Genomic DNA, 23988 nt, shown 5'->3' on the forward strand with positions numbered 1-23988 from the left:
CCCGCTTCCAGCAGGAAGCAGGCCAGTAAATAGCATTACCCCGTGGTGGGGTTCCCGAGCGGCCAAAGGGAGCAGACTGTAAATCTGCCGTCATCGACTTCGAAGGTTCGAATCCTTCCCCCACCACCATCTCTCAGCATTACCTCAAAATTTGAATTACCCCTGGTGGGGTTCCCGAGCGGCCAAAGGGAGCAGACTGTAAATCTGCCGTCATCGACTTCGAAGGTTCGAATCCTTCCCCCACCACCATCATTTCAAAGCCAATCCAGTGATGTATTTCAAACGATGTGTCATGCATAGCAACAGACGATCACATTGGTGGCAACCGGCGCTTCACCGGTGAACTTTTCACGATCGACGTATTACACTGAGCATGTTCCGCCAGACCATCAAGCAACGCATCCAGTTGCTCAATCGACCGCACGACCAGCCTGATAACAAAGCAGTCTTCACCGGTGACTTTATCGCTCTCAATACATTCCGGCATGGCCTGAATGTACTTATCTACTTTTTGCAGCAACCCCGGTAAAGGACGAACCCGCACCAGCGCCTGCAACGTATACCCCAACGCCGTCAGATTGACGCGCGCGCCATACCCTTCAATCACCCCACGCTCTTCCAGTCTTTTCAGACGCTCTGCTGTACTGGGAGATGTCAGTCCAATACGTCCGCTGAGTACCTTTAGCGACATGCGCGCATCCTCAACCAGACAGGCCAGGATTTGGCGATCGATGTCATCGAGAAGGTTTTCCATCGTTTTTACCTAATTTAAAAAAGCCATTACTGTATTTCACCTTATATCAGCCATGTTATTCCCGACACCGGTATTCGACAATATCGTCATTAATCAGGAGGTGAATAATGGGTGATGTACAAAAAGGCGTCTGGCAGATGAGCCTGGCGATGTTAATTTCCGGCTCGATTGGCGCGTTTGTTCTGCTTTCCGGCCTGCCGGTGACGGAAGTGGTTTTCTGGCGATGCCTGATCGGGGCGATGGCCCTTTTTATTTTCATCCGAATAAGTCGAAAACCATTTAGTCCGCTCACCCGTGTCACGCTGTTGCTGGCAATTCTGGGCGGTGTTGCGTTAGTGGTGAACTGGTTGCTGCTGTTCGCGGCTTATGAACGTATTTCAATCGGCCTTTCTACCGTGGTTTATAACACTCAGCCGTTTATGCTGGTGTTGATGGGGATGTTTTTAGGTGAACGCGTGAGCCTGGTGAAATGGGGTTGGCTCGTTCTCGCCTTTGGCGGCGTGATCATCCTGCTCTCCAGTGAGCTGAATGGCGCACAGGGCAAAGGCTGGCTCGCAGGAATCGGTCTGGCGATGGGGGCCGCTTTCTTCTACGCACTGACAGCCATAATCGCCCGCAGACTTAAATCAGTTGCTCCCCAGCATATCGCCTTTATTCAGGTACTGACCGGCGTGGTCATGCTGTTGCCCTTCGCCCACCAGCCGTCATTTTCAGCTGATTTCCCATGGCCGATTTTACTGACGTTAGGTGTCGTCCACACCGGGATCATGTATCAGTTGCTGTATAGCGCGATCCAGAAGCTCCCGACGCCCGTTACCGGTTCTCTGTCTTTTATCTATCCCGTGGTGGCCATAATTGTCGATAACGTGGTGTTCGGACACTCGCTGAATATCACGCAACTGGCAGGAGGTGCATTGATACTGTTTGCGGCGGCAGGTAATAACCTGGGCTGGGGCGAGAAAAAACCCCGCGAGTGCGGGGTTGGGATCAAATCAGCAAATTAGCGACGGGCGCGAACAATCTGATATTTGCGCGTCAGATACTCCACCGGTGCGCTCCAGATATGCACCAGACGAGAGAACGGGAACAGCACAAACAGCGTCATCCCGAGCACCAGGTGCACGCGGAAGATAAACGCCACACCGTCAAGGTGCTCAGACGCACCACCGTGGAAAGTCACCACAGACTGCGCCCAGCCGACCAGCTTCATCATTTCGCTGCCATCCATATGCTGAGCCGAGAACGGAATGGTCAGCAGACCCAGCGCACACTGCACCATCAGCAGGGACAAAATCAGAATGTCCGCGCCGGTGGTGGTCGCGCGAACGCGCGGGCTGAACAGACGGCGTTTGAGCAGCAGTAAACCGCCCACCAGCGTCATCACGCCGCAGGCACCGCCGGCAATCATCGCCATTTTCTGCTTCACCTCAATCGGCAGGAATGACTCATACATCCAGTGCGGCGTCAGCATTCCGAGGAAGTGACCCGCAAAAATCCCCAGGATCCCGATGTGGAACAGGTTAGAAGCCAGGTTCATCCCTTTGCGATCGAGCATCTGGCTGGAGGCAGCACGCCAGGTGTACTGGCCGTAGTCATAACGCAGCCAGCTTCCCACCAGGAACACGGTGCCCGCGATATACGGGTAAATGTCAAAGAAGAACATATTCAGGAAGTGCATTATTGCTGTCCTCCGTTAGAGATATTCAAATATTGCGGGGCAACGGCTCCGGCAAAACGACGTTGGTGAGCGGAGATTTCAGACTCACCGCAGTTCTGGTCAGCCATGAATTTCACCTGCTCCTCCTCCCAGACCGCATCCAGCGCCTGTGGCGTATCATCGCGGGCTTCATCGGCGATCTTCTCCGCAACTTTTTCACTGTCGACCGATGCATTGGCCAGTTTCACCAGCAGGTCGAACAGCACCGCGTAACGGCTCTCGCGCTGCTGAAGTCGTGCGCCGAGCAACGCCAGGATCGGCGCGATGTCCTGCAGCCCCCCCAGCGCCTCCTCTTTAGGCAACTGCGCCAGATACTCAAGATAGAGCGGCAGGTGGTCCGGCAGCTCGCGGCTGTCGAGCTGCAGGCCGTGTTGCTCGTACTGTCCCATCAGGTCAACCATCGCCTGACCGCGGTCACGTGACTCACCGTGAACATGTTCGAACAGCAGCAGCGACGTCGCGCGTCCGCGGTCAAACAGCTGGCTGTAATCCGCCTGCGCATCCAGTAAATCGCGCGCTAACAGGTCCCGGAGGAAAACGGCCAGTGTCTGGGCATCCTCTTTCTCAAGATTTTCAGATGACGCGAGTGCATCAAAGAGCTCCTGCTGATGCTGCGCAAGCGCAGCATCCGGGTACTCGAGCAGACGCGAAACAATGACAAGTTCAATCATTGGTGCGGCTCCGTTTTGCTCGTCACATCCAGGGCATCGATGCGGCGGCTGTTGAAGAGATTGAATTTCGTGTCTGAACCGTGGCAACCGTCGCCAAAGGTAAAGCCACAGCCATTTTTCTCCGGGAAGGCTTCGCGAGCCAGTTCACGATGGCTGCTCGGCACCACGAAACGGTCTTCGTAATTGGCAATCGCCAGGTAACGGTACATCTCCTGCGCCTGGGCTTCGGTCAGACCTACCGCTTCCAGTGCACGGGTATCGTTAACACCGTCAACGGTTTCAGCGCGTTTGAAGTGGCGCATCGCCAGCATACGTTTCAGCGCCAGCAGGACCGGCTGGGTATCCCCTGCGGTTAACAGGTTTGCCAGATACTGAACCGGGATACGCAGGCTTTCCACGTCTGGCAGAATGCCGTTGCTGCCCAGCTCACCCGCATCCGCAGCAGACTGGATCGGAGACAGCGGCGGCACGTACCAGACCATCGGCAGCGTGCGGTATTCCGGATGCAGCGGCAGCGCCAGCTTCCAGTCCATCGCCATTTTGTACACCGGAGACTGCTGCGCCGCGTCAATCACGCTCTGTGGAACGCCATCTTTCAGCGCCTGCTCAATCACTTTCGGATCGTTAGGATCGAGGAAGACGTCCAGCTGACGCTGATAGAGATCTTTCTCGTTCTCGGTGCTGGCTGCATTTTCAATCGCGTCCGCGTCGTACAGCAGCACGCCGAGGTAACGAATACGGCCCACGCAGCTCTCAGAGCAGACGGTTGGCATACCGGCTTCAATACGCGGATAGCAGAAGATGCACTTCTCAGACTTGCCGCTCTTCCAGTTGAAGTAGATTTTTTTGTACGGGCAACCGGTAATACACATACGCCAGCCGCGGCACTTGTCCTGGTCGATCAGCACAATGCCATCTTCTTCACGCTTATAGATGGCTCCGCTCGGACAGGTCGCCACGCACGCCGGGTTAAGGCAGTGCTCGCACAGACGTGGCAGATACATCATGAAGGTGTTTTCGAACTGGCCGTACATCGCCTTCTGCATGTTCTCGAAGTTCTGGTCTTTGGCGCGTTTTTCGAACTCGCCACCCAGAATCTCTTCCCAGTTTGGACCGCTGGTGATCTTATCCATACGCTGTCCGGTAATGAGCGAGCGTGGACGTGCGATCGGCTGATGTTTGCTTTCCGGCGCGTTATGCAGGTTCTGGTAGTCGTAATCAAACGGCTCGTAGTAATCATCGATGCCCGGCAGATGCGGGTTGGCGAAGATTTTACCGAGCAGCATCGCACGGTTACCCATGCGCGGCTGCAGTTTACCGTTGATTTTACGGATCCAGCCGCCCTTCCATTTCTCCTGGTTTTCCCAGTCGGTTGGGAAGCCTGTGCCGGGTTTACTTTCCACGTTATTGAACCACGCGTACTCCATCCCTTCGCGGCTGGTCCAGACGTTTTTACAGGTGACTGAGCAGGTATGACAGCCGATGCATTTATCCAGATTCAGCACCATGCCGACTTGTGAACGAATTTTCATTTTACGCTCTCCTGTACCTGGTCATTACCTTCGCCGTCTAACCAGTTAATATTCTTCATCTTACGTACCACCACGAACTCATCGCGGTTAGATCCTACCGTGCCGTAGTAGTTAAAGCCGTAGGCCAGCTGCGCATAGCCGCCGATCATGTGCGTCGGTTTTGGCGTAATACGGGTCACGGAGTTGTGAATGCCGCCGCGCTGCTCGGTGATTTCAGAACCCGGCAGGTTAACGATACGTTCCTGCGCGTGATACATCATGGTCATCCCGGCCGGGACACGCTGGCTGACAACCGCACGCGCCGTCAGCGCACCGTTGCTGTTGAACACTTCGATCCAGTCGTTATCTTCAATGCCCAGATCTTTGGCGTCCGTCTCGCTCATCCACACAATTGGGCCACCGCGGGACAACGTCAGCATCAGGAGGTTGTCGCTGTAGGTGGAGTGAATGCCCCATTTCTGGTGCGGCGTCAGGAAGTTCAGCGCCTTCTCCGGGTTACCGTTCGATTTCGTACCCATTACCGCTTTCACGGAGCGGGTATCGATTGGCGGACGATAAACCAGCAGGCTCTCACCGAAGTCGCGCATCCACTGGTGATCCTGATACAGGGACTGACGACCGGACAGGGTACGCCATGGGATCAGTTCGTGAACGTTGGTGTAGCCAGCGTTGTAGGAGACGTGTTCATCTTCCAGGCCAGACCAGGTCGGGCTGGAGATAATTTTCCGCGGCTGAGCCTGAATATCGCGGAAGCGGATCTTCTCTTCCTCTTTATTCGTTGCCAGATGGGTATGATCGCGACCGGTAAACTCACTCAGTGCCGCCCATGCTTTCACCGCCACGTGACCGTTGGTTTCCGGTGCCAGAGTCAGGATCATTTCTGCAGCATCAATGGCCGTATTCAGCATTGGCTGGCCTTTGGCCGGGCCGTCCGCTTTGGTGTAATTGAGCTTACGCAGCAGGTCCATTTCGCTCTGGGTATTCCACGCAATCCCTTTACCCCCGTTACCGATTTTTTCCATCAGCGGGCCGATAGAGGTAAAGCGTTCGTACGTTGCCGGGTAGTCACGTTCAACGGGAATAATGTGCGGCGCAGTCACGCCCGGGATCAGGTCACACTCGCCTTTTTTCCAGTCCTTCACGTCCAGCGGCTGCGCCAGTTCGGCTGCAGAGTCGTGCTGAATCGGCAGGGTCACCACATCGGTCTCTTTGCCCAGATGTCCTACGCACACTTCGGAGAATTTCTTCGCGATATCTTTGTAGATATCCCAGTCGCTTTTGGATTCCCACGCCGGGTCAACAGCTGCAGACAGCGGATGAATAAACGGATGCATATCCGAGGTATTCATGTCGTCTTTTTCATACCAGGTGGCGGTTGGCAGCACGATATCGGAATACAGGCAGGTACTGGACAAACGGAAGTCCAGCGTCACAACCAGATCCAGCTTGCCGTCCAGACCGTTGTCTTTCCACTCCACTTCTTCTGGTTTCACGCCGCCCTGCTTGCCCAGATCTTTCCCCTGAATACCGTTTTCAGTACCCAGCAGATATTTCAGCATGTACTCGTGGCCTTTACCGGAGGAGCCCAGCAGGTTAGAGCGCCAGATAAACAGGTTACGCGGATGGTTTTTGCCGTTTTCAGGCTGCTCGGCCGCAAAGCGAATGGTGCCGTCTTTCAGTGCCTTGACGGTGTAATCCGCCGGGGTCATGCCCGCTTTCTTCGCCTCGTCGGCAATGCGCAGCGGGTTAGTCCCTAACTGAGGTGCAGACGGCAGCCAGCCCATGCGTTCTGCGCGGACGTTAAAGTCGATCAGGTGGCCGCTGTAGCGGGATTTATCCGCCATTGGCGACAGCAGTTCCTGGGCCGTTACCGTCTCATAGCGCCACTGGCTGGAGTGGTTGTAGAAGTAAGACGTACTGTTCATATGACGCGCCGGACGCTGCCAGTCGAGGGCAAACGCCAGTGGCTGCCAGCCCGTCTGCGGACGCAGTTTTTCCTGGCCGACATAGTGCGCCCAGCCGCCGCCGCTTTGACCCACACAACCGCAGAAGATCAGCATGTTGATCAGGCCACGATAGTTCATATCAAGGTGATACCAGTGGTTCAGACCGGCACCAACAATGATCATTGAACGGCCATGCGTCTTGTCAGCATTTTCAGCGAATTCACGGGCGATACGGGTGATGTGTCCACGCGGCACGCCGGTGATCTGCTCTGCCCAGGCCGGGGTATACGCTTTGATGTCGTCGTAGCTGGTTGCGCAGTTTTCATCATTCAGGCCGCGCTCCAGGCCGTAGTTGGCCAGCGTCAGGTCATACACGGTTGTCACTAACGCCGTCGACCCATCCGCCAGCTGCAGACGTTTGACCGGCAGCTTATGCATCAGGATGTTCTGCAGCTCAACTTTGTTGAAATGCTCGGACCCTTCGCCGCCGAAGTACGGGAAGCCCACATCAGCAATTTCGTCCTGGCTACCCAACATGCTCAGACGCAGTTCAGTCTCTTCACCGGTGGTACCGTTACGCTGCTCGAGGTTCCACTTGCCCTTCTCGCCCCAGCGGAAACCGATAGAGCCGTTGGGTGCCACCAGCTCGCCGTTATTGTTATAGGCGACCGTTTTCCACTCAGGATTGTTTTCCTGACCCAGCGCATCCACCAGATCGGCGGCACGCAGCGTACGGCCCGCTGCATAGTAGCCATCACGCTCTTCCAGCATGACCAGCATCGGCATGTCGGTATAACGACGGACATAGTCAGTAAAGTACTGGCTGGGTTTATCGAGGTGGAACTCACGCAGCATCACGTGGCCCATCGCCAGCGCCATCGCGGAGTCGGTACCCTGTTTAGGGGCCAGCCACAGGTCGCACAGCTTGGCAATTTCCGCATAGTCCGGGGTCACCGCAACGGTTTTGGTGCCTTTGTAACGCACTTCCGTGAAGAAGTGGGCATCCGGCGTACGGGTCTGTGGAACGTTAGAGCCCCAGGCAATAATGTAGCTGGAGTTGTACCAGTCAGCGGATTCCGGCACGTCGGTCTGCTCGCCCCAGGTCTGCGGAGAGGCTGGCGGCAGGTCGCAGTACCAGTCGTAGAAGCTCAGACAGGTTCCGCCGATAAGCGACAGATAGCGAGCACCTGAGGCGTAAGAGACCATCGACATCGCCGGGATAGGCGAGAAGCCTGCGACGCGGTCCGGTCCGTAGGTTTTAACGGTATAAACGTTTGAAGCGGCAATCAGTTCGTTGACCTCTTTCCAGGAAGAACGAACAAAACCACCGCGACCGCGCGCCTGCTTAAAGCTTTTTGCTTTGTCGGCATCTTCGATAATGGATGCCCAGGCATCAACCGGATCGCTGTGCAGCACTTTCGCTTCACGCCACATTTTCATCAGGCGTTTGCGCATCAGAGGGTATTTCAGACGGTTGGCGCTGTACAGATACCAGGAGTAGCTTGCACCACGCGGGCAGCCACGAGGTTCGTGGTTTGGCATATCCGGACGGGTACGCGGATAGTCGGTCTGCTGCATTTCCCATGTCACCAGACCGTTTTTAACGAAAATCTTCCAGCTACATGAGCCAGTGCAGTTCACGCCGTGGGTCGAACGGACGACTTTGTCATGCTGCCAGCGCTGACGGTAACCGTCTTCCCAGTCCCGGTTGGTCTCCAGAACCTGGCCGTGCCCATCGGCAAAAGTTTCACCCTTCTGTTTGAAGTAGCGAAACCGGTCCAAAAATTTGCTCATCGGGTATCTCCTGTGTGGAGCCTGTGGCTCTCTAAATCGACATTGCTGATTTGCAGCGAAGGTAACGCTCTGATAGATGGCGAGAATTGATAACGATCAAGGCGGAGAGGGAGTTTCAGGTGGGGTATTAGATCGGATACCACCAAAGCGGTAGGTTTTTAATTTTTATAAGCCATTAATTTATAATGATATTTATAATTTACCGTACAAAAAGGAGGGCTAAATTTAACATCTCAGGTATTAAGGGGTAGACCGCCCTGTAAAGCGATGGCGATCACAGTGTTACCCGCAGGCATTGTTCCTTAAACGCCATCAGTATGTTGTAACTACTGTGGTAATAAAAAAACGCGGCCCGAAGGCCGCGCAAACGGATAATCACACTTACTTATTTTTCTTGGTATTACGGCCATATACCAGCCACGTAATCACTACGCAGGCGATATAGAAAACGAGGAAGACTTTCATTGCCCCTGCCGGAGAGCCGGTCAGGTCCAGAGAGATACCGAACGCTTTCGGAATAAAGAAGCCGCCAATTGCGCCGATGGCAGAGATAAAGCCCAGTGCAGCAGCCGTATCCGTCGCGGCTTCACGCATGGCCTGCTCTTCGCTTCCGCCCTGCGCTTTAACGCGATCCATCGTCAGTTTACGGAAGATAACGGAAATCATCTGGAAGGTCGATGCGCTACCCAGACCGGCCGTCAGGAACAGCACCATAAACACGCCGAAGAAGGCGGTAAAGTTGCCCCCCTGGCCATTGGCTGGCAGCGTCAGGAACAGCAGCGCACAGAAAACAGCCATGATCACAAAGTTCACCAGCGTCACGCGTGTTCCGCCCAGACGGTCAGACACCATACCGCCCAGCGAACGCGCCAGGGCACCGATGAACGGACCAAAGAAGGCAAACTGCAGGATCTGCACTTCCGGGAACTGTGTTTTGGACAGCATGGCAAAGCCTGCGGAGAAACCGATAAACGACCCGAAGGTTGCCAGATAAAGCAGCGCCATGACCCACAGGTGCCCGCGTTTCAGCACCGGCAACTGCTCGCTCAGCGAAGCCTTAGATGCCGACAGATCGTTCATAAAGAACCATGCCGCCAGGGTGAAGACCACCAGGAACGGAACCCAAATCCACGCCGCATTCTGCAGGTACAGGGAAGAACCATCCGCCTGCTCGACGCCACCGCCACCAAAGGCTGCAAAAATGGAGACAGAGATTGCCAGCGGTGCAATTAACTGCATCACGCTTACGCCCATGTTTCCCAGACCGCCGTTAATACCCAGCGCACCGCCCTGCTTCGCTTTCGGGAAGAAGAAGCTGATGTTCGCCATACTGGAGGCGAAGTTAGCGCCAGCAAAACCGCACAGCAGGGAGATAATCACGAACACGCTGAAAGGCGTGGAGGTATCCTGCACCGCAAAACCCAGCCACACGCAAGGTACGATCATGATGCCCGTACTGAACGCCGTCCAGCGACGACCGCCAAACACCGGCACCATAAACGCGTAAGGGACGCGCAGCAGCGCACCGGACAGCGACGGCAACGCGGTCAGCATAAACAGCTGATCGGTCGTAAAGGTAAAACCCACTTTTGGCAGATTGACTGCCACTGCACTAAACAACATCCATACGCAAAACGCTAACAGCAAACACGGAACGGAAATCCACAGATTCCGGCTCGCTATACGATGGCCGCGCTGTTGCCAGAACGCCGGATCCTCTGGACGCCATTCAGTAATAACGGCACCATTTTCCCTTTCGGGAGCGGATGAGTGACTCATAGACACCTCTGATTCTCGAATGATGCTGCAAACATTAGGGTTTTAGGGCGGCGGTAAGTTGATATAAATCAAAGGAAAAGTGGGAGGTTTTACGGCGCGAAAAAAGCCCTTATCCTTAGTGAGTAGGCTATTTCAGTAAAAAAGACGTGGTTTTTCACGGCACTGAAGCGTCTCCGATACTGCCTCCTCCTGCCGCTTACTCCGTTGGCAATTTAGGGGTAATCCTTTATTGGTATGGGTATACTCCTGGGTATGCACCAGAATAGCGCCATTCCTGCAAGCAGGCCACGTCAGGAGCCCGGCAACTCTATGTTAAAAAGATGTTTATCTCCGCTAACACTGGTTAACCAGTTGGCACTGATCGTTATGCTGTCCACCGCCCTCGGTGTGACCGGTATGGCGATTTCTGGCTGGCTGGTACAGGGCGTACAGGGTAATGCGCATGCCATCAACGAGGCAGGCTCTCTGCGCATGCAGAGTTATCGCCTGCTGGCGTCGGTACCGCTGACGGAAGACGATCAGCCTCTGATCGACGAAATGGAGCGTACCGCGTTCAGCCCGGAGCTGGAACGTGCCGCCATCCGTGACGGGCAGGAATCACAGCTTAAATCCCTGCAAAACTACTGGCACACCCAGCTTCAGCCTGGTCTGAAACAGGCGCGCAATACTGAGACCGTAGCACGGGACGTCGCGGGCTTTGTGTCGCGCATTGACGCGCTGGTCTCCTCTTTCGATCAGACCACAGAATTGCGTATCGACCGGGTGCTGATGGTTCACCGTGCCATGGCGTTGTTTATGGGGCTGCTGCTGATTTTCACCATTCTTTGGCTGCGCGCCCGGCTGTTGAACCCCTGGAAACAGTTGCTGGCAATGGCCCGCGCGGTAACCGCACGCGATTTTACTCAGCGCACGCATATCAGCGGGCGGAATGAAATGGCGATGCTGGGCCAGGCGCTCAATACCATGTCGGAAGAACTCTCTGAAAGCTACGCCGTGCTGGAAAAACGCGTGCAGGAGAAAACGGCAGGGCTGGAGCAGAAAAATGAAATCCTCTCCTTCCTGTGGCAGGCCAATCGTCGTCTGCATATGCAGGTGCCGTTATGTGAACGCCTCTCGCCGGTGCTGAATGGCCTGCAAAATCTGACCTTGCTGCATGACCTGGAGCTGCGGGTCTACGATGTTGAAGATGAAGATAATCATCAGGAATTTACCTGTCAGTCCGACATGTCCTGCGATGACAAAGGCTGTCATCTTTGCCCGCGAGGCTTGCCGCCCCTGACCTCCGGCGGTACGACGCTGAAGTGGCGACTGACGGACAGCCATACCCAGTACGGTATCCTGCTGGCCACGTTGCCCGCCGGGCGGCATCTGAGCCACGATCAGCAGCAGCTGGTCGATACGCTGGTCGAACAGCTGACCGCTACGCTGGCGCTCGACCGCCATCAGGAAAAGCAACAGCAGCTGATCGTCATGGAAGAGCGTGCGACTATCGCGCGCGAACTGCATGACTCCATCGCCCAGTCGCTCTCCTGTATGAAAATGCAGGTCAGCTGTCTGCAGATGCAGGATGCGGAGATGCCGGAAAGCAACAAACAGCTGCTGAGCCAGATCCGCAACGAACTCAATACCTCATGGATTCAGCTTCGCGAGCTGTTGACCACCTTCCGCCTGCAGCTGACCGAGCCTGGCCTCCGCCCCGCGCTGGAGTCCAGCTGCCATGAATTTAGCGCCCGACTGGGGTTCCCGGTGAAGCTTGATTATCAGCTGCCGCCGCGGTTTGTCCCCTCCCATCAGGCGATTCATTTACTGCAGATCGCCCGTGAAGCCCTGAGCAACGTGCTCAAACACGCTGACGCGACGGCGGTCACCGTTACCGTCAGCCAGCACGATAATCAGGTCAGGCTCACGGTTCATGACAACGGCTGCGGCGTGCCGGAAAATGCCGAAAGAACTAACCATTATGGTTTAATTATCATGCGAGACCGCGCCCAAAGCCTGCGCGGTGATTGCCAGGTTCGCCGGCGAGAGACAGGTGGCACGGAAGTCGTGGTCACCTTTATTCCCGAAAAACCGCTCACAACTGCTCAAGGAGAAACCCATGACTAATCAGGAACCGGCATCCATCCTGTTGATTGACGACCATCCGATGCTGCGTACTGGCGTTAAACAGCTGGTCAGCATGGCACCCGATATCACCGTCGTTGGCGAAGCCAGCAATGGCGAACAGGGCATTGAGCTTGCCGAATCGCTTGATCCCGATCTGATCCTGCTCGATCTCAACATGCCGGGCATGAACGGTCTGGAAACGCTCGACAAGCTGCGGGAAAAATCGCTCTCCGGACGCGTAGTGGTCTTTAGCGTCTCAAATCATGAAGAGGATGTGGTGACGGCGCTCAAGCGTGGCGCGGACGGCTACCTGCTGAAAGATATGGAGCCAGAAGATCTGCTCAAGGCCCTGCAACAGGCCGCCGCGGGTGAGATGGTACTGAGCGAAGCCTTAACCCCGGTGCTGGCCGCCAGCCTGCGGGCAAACCGCGCCACCTCGGATCGCGATGTCAGCCAGCTAACGCCGCGTGAGCGCGATATTCTGAAGCTGATTGCCCAGGGCCTGCCGAATAAAATGATTGCGCGTCGCCTGGATATCACCGAAAGCACGGTCAAAGTGCATGTGAAACATATGCTGAAGAAAATGAAGTTAAAATCCCGGGTTGAAGCCGCGGTATGGGTACACCAGGAACGTATTTTTTAAGCATTATTCATCCGGCAGCAGCTTCCAGCGCGGATCGTCGGTGGGTAATGCCACAAGCGGTTGCGCCACAGCCAGCGTGATCTCATTGGACGAGACGCGCTTGCCATCATTATCTTCGACCACCACCGAAAGCCGCCAGCGGTTGCTCGCGCCTTCACTGTCATCCCAGGCAGGCATAATCACGCTCCAGCCGTCTTCGCTGGTATTGTTGGCCGGCGATGTCAGACTCAGCGCCTGCGTATCTCCCTGCCAGTGAAGCTGGCGAATCCCGTGCTTACTGCGGATCTGCAGCTTAAGCATCACGGTTTCGCCCCCTTTAAGATCCCACGGCGGTGTCGCCAGGTAGACGGACAACGTTTTGCTCTGGCGGAACTCCATCACCGGCAGGTTATCCCGCTCTGGCGAATCATAGCGACTGCCGCGCAGAGAACGGGTGGCGGCGACTTCACTGGCAGAAAGTTGCTTCACCAGCGGCACGCCAAAGCGGTAGTTGAGCTTGAGGCCAAGATTATTCTGGCTCACCCCACTCTCCCCTTGCTTATGCCCGGCGGTGAGGGTCACCAGCGGAACGGGGGTATAATTCAGCCCCAGATTGACCGCCACCGGGTTGTGATAACCGGTACCGCTGTTGAACAGGTCAACGTTATCACCAAAATATTGCTCAAAACTGACGCTGGTATTCAGGTGATGGAACCACGGCAGCCACGCTTTAGCGGTCACGTCGTACCCCCGGGCCATGCGCTGCTCCTGAATATCAGAGCGATCGCGCCAGCCGGCAAAGGGCTGATAATAGTTCGCAGACAGACGCAGGTTCTCGCCCCACACTTCCGCACCTAACCCGGCACGCTGCAGGTTTTCATCCAGCAGGTTGTCGTAAAAGGTGTTGTAGCCGAGCAACCATTTTCCGGCAACCCAGCGCTGCCCAATGCCGGCATTGCTCACCAGACCGTCAGTCTGCTGCGTCAGGCCAAGCTGGCTCCAGCTCAGATAACGGTTGTTATCGTTCCACGGAATAAACCAGCTGCCGCTGCTGCCGTTAAATTTGCCGTCGTCATCCACCAGCAAGTTCACGCTGGCGTTCCCCCACGGTGAAAGCCAGGATTCAATATGCTGGTTCACTTCGCCGCTCACCGCGTCACGAACCTTGCCAAAGGCAAACTGACGCGCCTGCTCGCCTGTCGTCAGGCCGTTATCGGTCATACTGGCTTCGCCAAACGCTTTCGCCATTTCTGCCAGATGTTTTTCGCCCTCGGTCGTGGGCGCCGCCATGCCGAGATCGGGCAGATTATCCCCGTTGTTATCAAAGGGGTTCTGTGCCTGTTGCACAAAGGAATTCGGCGCACCGTGAACGGCTCCGACCGGAATGAGGGGGAGTAAAACAAGCAAACGAAGATGAGATGAAACAGCCATTAACGTCGTAAGAAATACCCGATGCTTACGTGAGAACACCGGGTACCTTACCGTTATTTCTCACGTTTTGCAGCCTTAAGAGGAATTTTCCGGAATATCCTGAAACATTGTTTTTAGTTCAGGCACACAGGAGCCGCAGTTCGTTCCGCAGCGCAGCCTGGCACCCAGCGCCGCGACGGAATCACACCCTCCCCCAATCGCCTCGCGTATGACGTTTTCCCCCACGCTGAAACAGCTGCAGATGATCCGGCCCGGATCGACACTGTCCCCGGATCCCTGTCCATTCAACAACGCGTGGCGCTCAGCAAGCGTCACGGGAGGTGAACGAAACGCGGCTTCAATTACCGCGTGCGCCAGTGGCGGTAACGCAGTGCCTTCCCAGAACCCGAGCATCAGTTGTCCGTCATGCCAGGCCAGCACGCTGCTGCGCTCGCTGGTCTGCGCGACCTGCAGCTGCCAGCCCCGTTCACTGGCGTACTGCATAACCCACGCCAGCAACGGCTTATCCCCCGCCACCGTCAGACGTGAGACTTTACGCCACCAGCAGACAGAGGGGGGAAGCTCCGGCAGTTCACGGGCATAAAGCTCACCCTGCCAGCCCGGCTGCCAGGGCATAATCCTGACGGCCGTCTGTTTACTCTCGGGCTGACCGGACAGCGGGTCACAACGCCCCTCCACCAGCGCATTCACCTTCCCCTGGCGGGCAAACTGGGCATTCCAGTGCATTGGCACAAACAGCTCACCTTCTCGCTGCCCGTCAGTGATACGCACTTTTGCCAGCATCACCCCACGCGGAGAACTGATGCGCGCCAGCTGTCCGTCGCACAGTGAGAAGCGCATGGCATCTGCGGCGCCGATCTCAACACACGGCTCAGCACTATGCTGCATCAGTTTCGGGACGTACCCCGTCCGGGTCATGGTGTGCCACTGATCGCGGATACGCCCGGTATTGAGAATCAGCGGGTATAGCGCGTTTATTGCCGCACCGTGTGGCTGAGGCTCTACCGGCACAATTTCCCGGCGCGCAAAGGCCCCCGCTGGCCACTGATAAGGCTCAAGCCGGTCCCATTCCTCACGGGTAAGTGACGCCAGTTCATGAAGGTTAAACGCCCGCGCACCGTCATTTTCAAAGGCCGAGAGTGCTGCATGCTCACAAAAAATTTGCTGCGGATGTTCCCAGGCGAAGGCTTCACCATAGCCCAGCGCCTGTGCCACCCGGGCGATGACCCACCAGTCCGGTTTGGTCTCTCCCGGCGTCGGCAGAAAGGCGCGCTGGCGCGAAATACGCCGCTCGGAATTGGTTACCGTACCGTCTTTCTCCCCCCACGCCTGCACCGGGAAGCGGATATGGGCATAGCGGCTGGTGTCGGTCTCCTGCATCACCTCGGAGACAATCACCAGCGGGCAATGTTCCAGCGCCTGGCACACCGCGTGGCTGTCCGGCAGCGAGACGGCAGGATTGGTGCCCATGATCCACACCGCTTTCACTTCGCCGCGGGCGATCGCATCAAACAACTCCACCGCCATCAGGCCCGGCGTCTGGGCCAGTCTTTCCGTACCCCAGAAACGCGCCACCCGCGAAAGAGACTCCGGCTCGAAATTCATGTGAGCGGCAAGCTGGTTCGCCAGCCCACCCACCTCCCGCCCCCCCATCGCGTTAGGCTGTCCGGTCAGCGAAAACGGTCCGCAACCCTGACGGGCGAATTTTCCGCTGGCCAGATGAACGTTGATGATGGCATTACACTTGTCGCTGCCGCTTGAGGACTGATTAATGCCCATGGTGTAGAGCGTGATGGCCCGCGGCGCAGTCACAAACCAGTCGTAGAAGGCCCCCACGTCCTCGGTTGAGAGGCCACAAAACTCAGCCACCCGGGCGATGGGCCACGCGTCGGTTCCCTGAATCAGATTGAGTAAACCGACAAACAGCCCGGCGTCACTGCCGGGCGTAAGTGCCAGATGCAGGTCAGCGATATCACAGGTGGCCGTTTTGCGTGGGTCGATGACCACAACTTTCATCGCAGGGTTGTTCTGGCGCGCCTGTACCAGCCGCTGATACAGCACCGGATGGGTCCATGCCGCATTCGACCCGACCAGCACCACCAGATCGCTGTTTTCCACATCCTCATAGCTGCACGGCACCACATCTTCACCAAACGCGCGCTTGTAGCCTGTCACCGCGGACGACATACAGAGCCGCGAGTTGGTATCAATGTTTGCCGCACCGATAAACCCTTTCATCAGCTTATTGGCGGCGTAATAGTCTTCGGTCAGCAGCTGGCCGGAGGCGTAAAACGCCACCGCCTGCGGTCCCCAGGTGTCGATGATGGTCTGCAGCCGTTCACCAGCCGCCGCCAGCGCCCGGGACCATTTCACCTCCTGCCCGTCGACCACCGGGTGCAGCAGTCGCCCCTGCAGACCGGTCGTTTCGCCTAATGCCGAGCCTTTAACGCACAGGCGTCCAAAACTGGCGGGATGGCGTTCATCTCCGCGCACGGTGACCTTCTCACCCTCTACCGTTGCGATCACGCCGCAACCCACCCCGCAGTAAGGGCACGTCGTTCGGGTTTCATTCATGACGCCTCCGCACGCAAGATCTGCGCGTCGTTCCCGACCCACACCTGACCGTTTTCTATTTTCACCGGCCAGGCGCGCACCGCAGGTTCCCCGTTATCGGCCTGACAGCCGTCGCGCAGACGGATACGCTGCTTATAGAGCGGAGAGATGACTACCGGCTCGCCGGCAGCATCGCCGAGAATACCGCGTGAAAGCACGTTTGCTGTGCTGCCCGGCTCGAGGTCGTCGAGGGCATAGACGGATTGACCAAAGCGGAAAAGCGCAATCGGTTTTCGCCCCAGCCGGGCGCCGATCCCCGCCTGCTCAGGGATCTCATCGATAGCGCAGACCGCTTGCCAGCGTTTATTCTCTTCTACCGGCTGACGGTTCACTTCGGTACGGAACAGCGCCAGACGGCTCGGATCGTTAAGCGTGGTCTGCCATTCACACTGGTAGGTTTCCACCACGCGGGCCATCTCCTGTTCCAGCTCGTGCGCAATGCCCAGGCTGTCGTGAAGAATCACCTCGCGCAGGTAGTCAATCCCCCCTTCCAGATTGTCCATCCACGTACTGGTACGCTGCAGGCGATCCGCCGTGCGGATGTAGAACATCAGGAAACGGTCGACGGTGCGGATCAGCGTCTCGTCATCCAGATCGCTGGCAAAAAGATCCGCATGGCGCGGTTTCATGCCGCCGTTACCGCAGAGATAAAGGTTCCAGCCTTTGTCGGTCGCAATGACGCCCACGTCCTTGCTCTGAGCCTCCGCACATTCACGGGTACAACCGGACACGGCCATTTTAATTTTGTGCGGCGCGCGTAAGCCTTTATAGCGGTGCTCAAGCGTGACCGCGAGACGCGTGGAATCTTGCACGCCATAGCGGCACCAGGTCGACCCGACGCAGGATTTCACCGTGCGCAGGGATTTACCGTACGCGTGACCGGTCTCAAATCCGGCCTCCACCAGCGCCTGCCAGATCGCCGGCAGTTGGTCGAGCGTGGCGCCAAAGAGGTCGATACGCTGCCCGCCCGTGATTTTGCTGTACAGTTGGTAGCGTTTGGCAATCTGGCCGATAGCTATCAAGCCGTCGGCCGACACTTCCCCTGCAGGCATCCGGGGCACGATGGAGTACGTCCCGTCTTTCTGAATATTGGCAAAATAACGGTCGTTGGTATCTTGCAACGGCAGATGTGCCGGTTTCAGCAGGTACTCATTCCAGCAGGAGGCGAGCACTGACCCCACCAGCGGTTTACAGATTTCGCAACCGTGCCCCTGCCCGTAACGGCTGATAAGCTGGTCGAAGGTACGAATATGATTGACGCGCACCAGGTGATAGATTTCCTGACGCGACCACGGGAAGTGTTCGCAGATGTCCTTTTTCACCTCCACGCCCTGCTCCGCAAGCTGGTACTCCATCACCTGTTTCACCAGCGCGCTGCATCCTCCGCAACCGGTCGCGGCTTTGGTGCACTGTTTTATGGCTCCAATATCCGCGGCACCGGCACTTACCGCCTGACAGATATCACCTTTGCTGACGTTATGGCAGGAGCAGATCTGCGCACTGTCAGGCAGTGCCGCCACGCCGAGGGCTTTTGGCGCGCTCCCGGCGAAGGAAGGTAAAATCAGCGTTTCAGGCTCTTTGGGCAACGCTATGCCGTTGAGCATCATCTGCACCAGGGTCGCATATTCGCTGGCATCCCCCACCAGTACGCCGCCCAACAGGGTTTTATTGTCCTCACTGACCACGATCTTTTTATAGATTTGCTGCGGACCATGCGTCCATTGATAGCTAAGCGCGCCGGGTGTTCTTCCATGGGCATCGCCAAACGAGGCCACATCTACCCCCAGCAGCTTCAGTTTGGTGCTCATGTCAGCCCCGGTAAAGGCGCTCGCCTCTCCCGCCAGCGTGGCCGATGCCACCCGCGCCATCTGATAACCCGGGGCGACCAGACCAAAAATTTTACTCTCCCACAGCGCACATTCGCCGATAGCGAACACGTCTTTATCGGAAGTCTGGCACTGGTTATCAATGCAAATCCCGCCGCGCTCTCCGGTCGCCAGGCCACTGCTGCGCCCCAGTGCATCCTGCGGGCGAATACCTGCAGAGAAGACCACGATGTCAGTTTCCAGCTGTTCACCGTCCGCAAAGCGCATCACCAGCCCGCCGTTCGCAGAGACGATGTCGGTGGTGGCTTTGCTGGTGTGAACGCCCACGCCAAGCGCTTCGATTTTTTTGCGCAGCATGGCCGCGCCGTCGTTGTCGAGTTGTACCGCCATCAGGTGTGGCGCAAACTCCACGACGTGCGTTTCCAGGCCCAGCTGTTTCAGGGCATTCGCGGCTTCCAGTCCCAGCAGGCCACCGCCAATGACCACCCCGCGACGGGATTGCTTTGCCTGTGCGGCGATGTTATCCAGGTCGTCCAGCGTACGGTAAACAAAGCAGCCTGGCAGCGTGCTGCCCGGTACCGGAGGCACAAACGGGTACGAGCCGGTCGCCAGCACCAGTTTGTCCCAGTGGGTTTCATGCCCACTGGCGGTACGCACGACGTGTGCGTCGCGATCGATACTCACAATTTGCTGCGAGAGGCGAAGCTCAATGCCGTGTTCAGCAAAGAAATCACCGTCCACCAGCGAGAGCGATTCTGCGCTTCGTCCGCCAAAATACTCTGACAAATGCACACGATCGTAGGCGGCATAGCGCTCTTCGCCAAAAACGATAATCTGGTACTGCCGGTGCAAATTGCGCTTCACACAGTCTTCAAGAAAATGATGGCCGACCATACCGTGTCCAACCACCACCAGCGTAGGTTTTGTCATAGCGTTTTGTCCTGCAACCTGCGGTTGCGTAGTGAATCGATTGAACAGCCAGTCCGCGTGGGCGGGCGCAGCCGTTGCCAGTAAATCGGTGAATGTTGCCGCGCTGCGGCAATCCCCCATCAGCAGTACCCCAGCAAGCGCACCGCGATGCAGTAACAAACGGCGATAGTGACGGGTCAGCGGATCCCAGGCGCTCCAGACCACATCGTCCGGCAGAACCTCTGCTCGCCCGGCGCTGAACAGCTCCACACCGGGCACTTTGAGGCGCATGCCGCTGTCGGTCAGGGCAAATGGCGTGCTAGCCTCCCCAGCCAGCCGGGCGGCGAGGATATCCGCCTGCGCCAGGCAAGGTGCGACCAGGCCGAACGTCTGGCCGTCGATTTCGCAGCACTCACCGATGGCGCTGATCGCCGGGACTGAGGTCTGCATCTGGTGGTTGACCACAATGCCGCGGGCGCAGTGAATGCCGCTGGCTTTTGCCAGTGCGACATTGGGCTGCACGCCGGTCGCCAGCACCACGCGAGAGGCGTTAATCTTGCGTCCGTTGTGTAACGTCACGGCATCCGCCGCAATGGCGGTCACTCCCGATGACAGTTCGCAGCGAACGCCGCGCTCCGCCAGCGCCTCTTCAAGCAAAACGCCTGCCTGCCGATCGAGCTGCTGTTCCATCAGCCACGCACTACGATGCACCAGCGTGACGTTGTCACAAGACCGGGCCAGTGCCGCAGCGACCTCAACGCCGAGCACCCCACCGCCCAGCACTACAGCTGGCCCCGGGTTCTCCTGAATCGCGCGGATATCGGCCAGCGTACGAAAGGTGAAGACATGCGGAGCGTCACCGCCCGGAATGGGAGGTACAAAAGGCGTCGACCCGGTGGCAAAGACCAGTTCGTCCCAGGCCAGCGTGGTTGCTGTGGTACGGACCTCGCGTTTCTCAACATCCACGGAGAGCACCTTTTCGCCCCGTCGTACCGTCACACCCCGTGCGTGATACCAGGCGTCATCCTGCAGGCGGATCTGCTGCGCCTGTTTTTCCCCGCCCAGTACCGGCGAGAGCATGATGCGGTTGTAAGCGTGTTCCGACTCCTCGCCAAACACGGTGATCGTGAAGCGACCGGGCGCACGCTCGGTCAGCGAGGCAATCAGCCGTGTTGCGGCCATCCCATTACCGATAACGATCAGTCGCATCACCGCCTCCGTTACGCCGCTTTAGGCTGTTTTTCATAGAGGAAATGGAGGATCTGCTGACGCATATGGTGATAGCGGCTATCGTCCGCCAGCTGAACCCGATTACGCGGGCGAGGCAGGTCAACGTGCAGCACCTCGCCGACGGTGGCCGCCGGGCCGTTAGTCATCATCAGTACCCGGTCAGAAAGCAGCACAGCCTCGTCCACATCGTGGGTGATAAGCACGATGGTGGTGTTCAGCGCCTGCTGGATTTGCATCACCGAGTCCTGCAGATGCGCGCGCGTGAGCGCATCCAGCGCGCCAAACGGTTCATCCATCAGCAGGACCTTCGGCTTCATCGCCAGCGCACGGGCAATACCAACGCGCTGTTTCATGCCGCCGGAGATTTCCGAAGGCCGTTTATGCAGGGCATGCCCCATCTGGACGCGATCGAGGTTGTGTTCAATCCACTCCTTGCGCTCCGCCTTGCTCATGGTGCGGCGAAAGACCTGATCCACCGCCAGCGCAACGTTGTCGAAGCAGGTGAGCCACGGCAGCAGAGAATGGTTCTGAAATACCACCGCACGCTCCGGTCCTGGCCCGGCGATTTCGCGGTTATCGCAAATCAGCCCACCTTCGGTCGGCAGGGTGATCCCGGCAATCAGGTTGAGCAACGTCGATTTGCCGCACCCGGAGTGGCCAATCAGGCTCACGGTTTCGCCTTCGTGAATATCAAAAGAGACGTTCTGCAGCGCCAGAAACTCGCCGCTGGCGGTAGAAAAACGCTGGCTCACGGCCTGGACCTGAATTAATGGTTTCATCTTCGCTCCTTATTTTTCCTGCCAGCTAAAGCGACGGGCGATCAGCATCAGCCCCTGCTCCAGCAGCAACCCGACCACGCCAATGATGACGATGGCGATGAGAATGTTTTCGACGTTGAGGTTGTTCCACTCATTCCAGATCCAGAAGCCGATCCCCAGCCCACCGGTGAGCATCTCGGCGGCGACAATGACCAGCCAGGCGATGCCAATAGAGAGGCGAACCCCGGTCAGCACTGCGGGCAGCACGGCCGGGAAGAGGATCCGCCGCATGATGGTCCACTCGGAGAGCTGCAGCACGCGGGCAACGTTAAGGTAATCCTGCGGAATACGACGTACCCCTTCGGCGGTGTTAATCACCATTGGCCATATTGAGCAGATAAAAATGGTCCAGCTGGAGGCGGGCTCCGCTTTCTGGAACAGCAGCAGGCCGATAGGCAGCCAGGCTAAAGGACTGACCGGGCGTAACAGTGCAATCAACGGGCTGAACATGCGCGAACAAAAGGTGAAGCGACCGATCAAGAAACCGAGCGGGATCCCCGCGAGCGCCGCCAGACCAAAGCCCACCGCCACGCGCTGCAGCGAAGCGAGCACGTTCCAGCCGATACCCATATCGTTTGGCCCGTCGCGGTAAAACGGGTCAGCGAAGAGCGTTAATGCGGAATCCAGCGTGCTGAGCGGCGTCGGGAACCCTTTGCTGTTGATCGCGGCCAGCTGCCAGAGCAACACCAGTAACCCGAGCCCCAGCAGCGCCGGGATCACGCGCTGCAGAAGGTCATTCATCCGTCGCGTGAACGTCGGTGCGCGGCGGCGAACCTGTACCGGAGGGAGGGTAATCACTTCCCCGCTCGCCGGCGTCTCGTCTTTCGATTTCGTGCTGTGCAGATGCTGCATAATCAGGCCCCTTTACGGTGAATAGCGAAGCGGTTGGCGTAACCGTCCGGATCGGTACCGTTCCAGATGGTACCGTCCATCAGGGTGCTGCTGCGATACGGTGATGACGGGGTGGATATGCCTCCCACCGCCGTGGCGGCATCCTGCCAGACCGAGGTCTGGTTAATGCGCTGCGCGATGGCGGCATAATCCGGCGCCGATTTGAGCAAGCCCCAGCGGCGGAACTGGGTTAAAAACCACATCCCGTCGGAGAGGTACGGATAGCTGACGGCACCCTCGTTGAAGAAACGGATCGGATGCGCATCCTGCCAGCGCTGGCCAAGCCCGTTGTCGTACTCTCCCAGCATCCGTCCGGTGAGATACTGCTCTTTGGTGTTCAGCCACGCCCGGCGAGAGAGGATTTGGGCGGTCTCACGTTTGTTGTCTGGTGATGCATCGATCCAGCGTGCGGCTTCCAGTACCGCACTCACCAGCGCCCGCGCGGTGTTCGGGTTTTTCTCCACCCAGTCGCGGCGTGTGCCAAGAATTTTTTCCGGATGATCGGCCCAGATCGACTGGGACGTTGCGGCGGTAAACCCGATGCGGTCGTTAATGGCGCGCGCATTCCACGGCTCACCAACGCAAAAGCCGACCATGTTGCCAATCCGCATGTTCATCACCATTTGCGGCGGCGGCACAACCACGGTCCGGACGTCATCGAACGGATTAATGCCCGCGCTGGCCAGCCAGTAGTACAGCCACATCGCATGCGTACCGGTCGGGAAAGTGTGTGCGAAGGTGTAAGTGCCGGGTGCCTGCTGCCCAATCAGCGTTTTCAACCCGTCGAGATCGCGAACGCCCTTCTCGGCCAGATCGCTGGAGAGCGTGATGGCCTGACCGTTCTGGTTCAGGGTCATCAGGTTTGCCATCTGCTGTGGCTTACCGGCAAGCCCCAGCTCCAGCCCGTACAGCAGGCCGTAAAGAATGTGGGCGGCGTCCAGTTCGCCTGCCACCAGCTTATCGCGCACGGCTGCCCAGCTTGCCTCTTTGGTTGGCACGATGGTGATGCCATATTTTTTATCAAACCCCTTCAGCGCCGCGATAACCACCGGCGCGCAGTCGGTTAACGGTATAAACCCGATGCGCACCGTCTCCTGCTCCGGTTTATCCGAGCCGGCCGCCCACGCGGCCTGCATGACGCCCGGTAACAACATGGCGCCGCTCGCCAGCATGCTGGCCTGTAAAAACCGCCGTCTCGACAAATCCGCCATGACCACTCCTGAAAAAAAGACAAAAAAAAGCGCCCACCCGTGCCGAAGCACCGCTGGACGCCTTTATCCCGAAGACAGATGCACCGCCGTTGGCGCACCGTCAAAAATGGTTAATCAGATAATGCAAAGGGAATGCCA

Annotated in this window: 15 protein-coding genes and 2 tRNA genes; 5 read left to right on the top strand and 12 right to left on the bottom strand. The window is 57.5% G+C overall.

Annotation, left to right across the window (positions count from 1 at the left end):
- Nucleotides 1–44 precede the first annotated feature (44 nt).
- A tRNA-Tyr gene (locus ACN9MQ_RS12645) sits at nt 45–129 on the top strand.
- A 35-nt stretch (nt 130–164) separates the two neighbouring features.
- A tRNA-Tyr gene (locus ACN9MQ_RS12650) sits at nt 165–249 on the top strand.
- Between the two features lie 61 nt (nt 250–310).
- Here ACN9MQ_RS12650 and ACN9MQ_RS12655 read toward each other — a convergent pair.
- Entirely contained in the window at nt 311–754 is a 444-nt protein-coding gene (locus tag ACN9MQ_RS12655; RefSeq protein WP_014170457.1) for an Lrp/AsnC family transcriptional regulator, read from the bottom strand.
- 107 nt (nt 755–861) lie between these two features.
- On the opposite strand from ACN9MQ_RS12655, the gene ACN9MQ_RS12660 reads away from it, so the two are divergent.
- Complete coding sequence (locus tag ACN9MQ_RS12660) at nt 862–1758, top strand: DMT family transporter (RefSeq protein ID WP_426021006.1); 897 nt, start codon at nt 862–864, stop codon at nt 1756–1758.
- Here the strand turns inward: ACN9MQ_RS12660 and narI are convergent.
- From narI to ACN9MQ_RS12685, 5 genes are all read right to left on the bottom strand, one after another.
- Complete coding sequence (narI, locus tag ACN9MQ_RS12665) at nt 1755–2432, bottom strand: respiratory nitrate reductase subunit gamma (protein WP_014170469.1); 678 nt, start codon at nt 2430–2432, stop codon at nt 1755–1757. The two genes, ACN9MQ_RS12660 and narI, sit on opposite strands and share 4 nt — an antisense overlap.
- On the bottom strand, nt 2432–3142 hold the full coding sequence (gene narJ, locus ACN9MQ_RS12670; RefSeq protein WP_040017698.1) for a nitrate reductase molybdenum cofactor assembly chaperone: 711 nt from the start codon (nt 3140–3142) through the stop codon (nt 2432–2434). Before narJ ends, narI begins: the two co-directional genes overlap by 1 nt.
- Nucleotides 3139–4674, bottom strand: coding sequence for a nitrate reductase subunit beta (gene narH, locus ACN9MQ_RS12675; RefSeq protein WP_014170471.1), 1536 nt, complete (start codon nt 4672–4674; stop codon nt 3139–3141). Before narH ends, narJ begins: the two co-directional genes overlap by 4 nt.
- Complete coding sequence (locus ACN9MQ_RS12680; RefSeq protein WP_041162693.1) at nt 4671–8414, bottom strand: nitrate reductase subunit alpha; 3744 nt, start codon at nt 8412–8414, stop codon at nt 4671–4673. Before ACN9MQ_RS12680 ends, narH begins: the two co-directional genes overlap by 4 nt.
- A gap of 381 nt (nt 8415–8795) precedes the next feature.
- Nucleotides 8796–10193 (bottom strand): NarK family nitrate/nitrite MFS transporter, encoded by a 1398-nt coding sequence (locus ACN9MQ_RS12685; RefSeq protein ID WP_020882361.1) that lies wholly within the window; start codon nt 10191–10193, stop codon nt 8796–8798.
- A 309-nt stretch (nt 10194–10502) separates the two neighbouring features.
- Between ACN9MQ_RS12685 and narX the strand changes: the two genes are divergently transcribed.
- Together narX and narL are read left to right on the top strand one after the other, a co-directional pair.
- Complete coding sequence (gene narX, locus ACN9MQ_RS12690; RefSeq protein WP_025203922.1) at nt 10503–12299, top strand: nitrate/nitrite two-component system sensor histidine kinase NarX; 1797 nt, start codon at nt 10503–10505, stop codon at nt 12297–12299.
- The gene (narL, locus tag ACN9MQ_RS12695; protein ID WP_003856701.1) at nt 12292–12942 is read left to right on the top strand and encodes a two-component system response regulator NarL; all 651 of its coding nucleotides are present in this window, start codon (nt 12292–12294) and stop codon (nt 12940–12942) included. Before narX ends, narL begins: the two co-directional genes overlap by 8 nt.
- Nucleotides 12943–12945: 3 nt before the next feature.
- On the opposite strand, the gene ACN9MQ_RS12700 is transcribed toward narL, so the two are convergent.
- From ACN9MQ_RS12700 to ACN9MQ_RS12725, 6 genes are all read right to left on the bottom strand, one after another.
- The gene (locus ACN9MQ_RS12700) at nt 12946–14352 is read right to left on the bottom strand and encodes a YchO/YchP family invasin (protein ID WP_426021005.1); all 1407 of its coding nucleotides are present in this window, start codon (nt 14350–14352) and stop codon (nt 12946–12948) included.
- A 75-nt stretch (nt 14353–14427) separates the two neighbouring features.
- The gene (locus ACN9MQ_RS12705) at nt 14428–16926 is read right to left on the bottom strand and encodes a molybdopterin-dependent oxidoreductase (protein WP_426021004.1); all 2499 of its coding nucleotides are present in this window, start codon (nt 16924–16926) and stop codon (nt 14428–14430) included.
- Nucleotides 16923–20909 carry a nitrite reductase large subunit NirB gene (gene nirB, locus ACN9MQ_RS12710; RefSeq protein ID WP_426021003.1) on the bottom strand — a complete coding sequence of 1329 codons (3987 nt, stop codon included), beginning with the start codon at nt 20907–20909 and terminating at the stop codon, nt 16923–16925. Before nirB ends, ACN9MQ_RS12705 begins: the two co-directional genes overlap by 4 nt.
- Nucleotides 20910–20920: 11 nt before the next feature.
- On the bottom strand, nt 20921–21709 hold the full coding sequence (locus tag ACN9MQ_RS12715; RefSeq protein ID WP_014170481.1) for an ABC transporter ATP-binding protein: 789 nt from the start codon (nt 21707–21709) through the stop codon (nt 20921–20923).
- A gap of 9 nt (nt 21710–21718) precedes the next feature.
- Complete coding sequence (gene ntrB / locus ACN9MQ_RS12720) at nt 21719–22600, bottom strand: nitrate ABC transporter permease (RefSeq protein WP_014170482.1); 882 nt, start codon at nt 22598–22600, stop codon at nt 21719–21721.
- A gap of 2 nt (nt 22601–22602) precedes the next feature.
- On the bottom strand, nt 22603–23850 hold the full coding sequence (locus ACN9MQ_RS12725; protein ID WP_426021002.1) for a CmpA/NrtA family ABC transporter substrate-binding protein: 1248 nt from the start codon (nt 23848–23850) through the stop codon (nt 22603–22605).
- Between the last annotated feature and the right edge of the window lie 138 nt (nt 23851–23988).

The organism is Enterobacter sp. R-25 (genome assembly GCF_049913205.1).
In the GTDB taxonomy this organism is placed as follows: Bacteria; Pseudomonadota; Gammaproteobacteria; order Enterobacterales; family Enterobacteriaceae; genus Enterobacter; species Enterobacter ludwigii.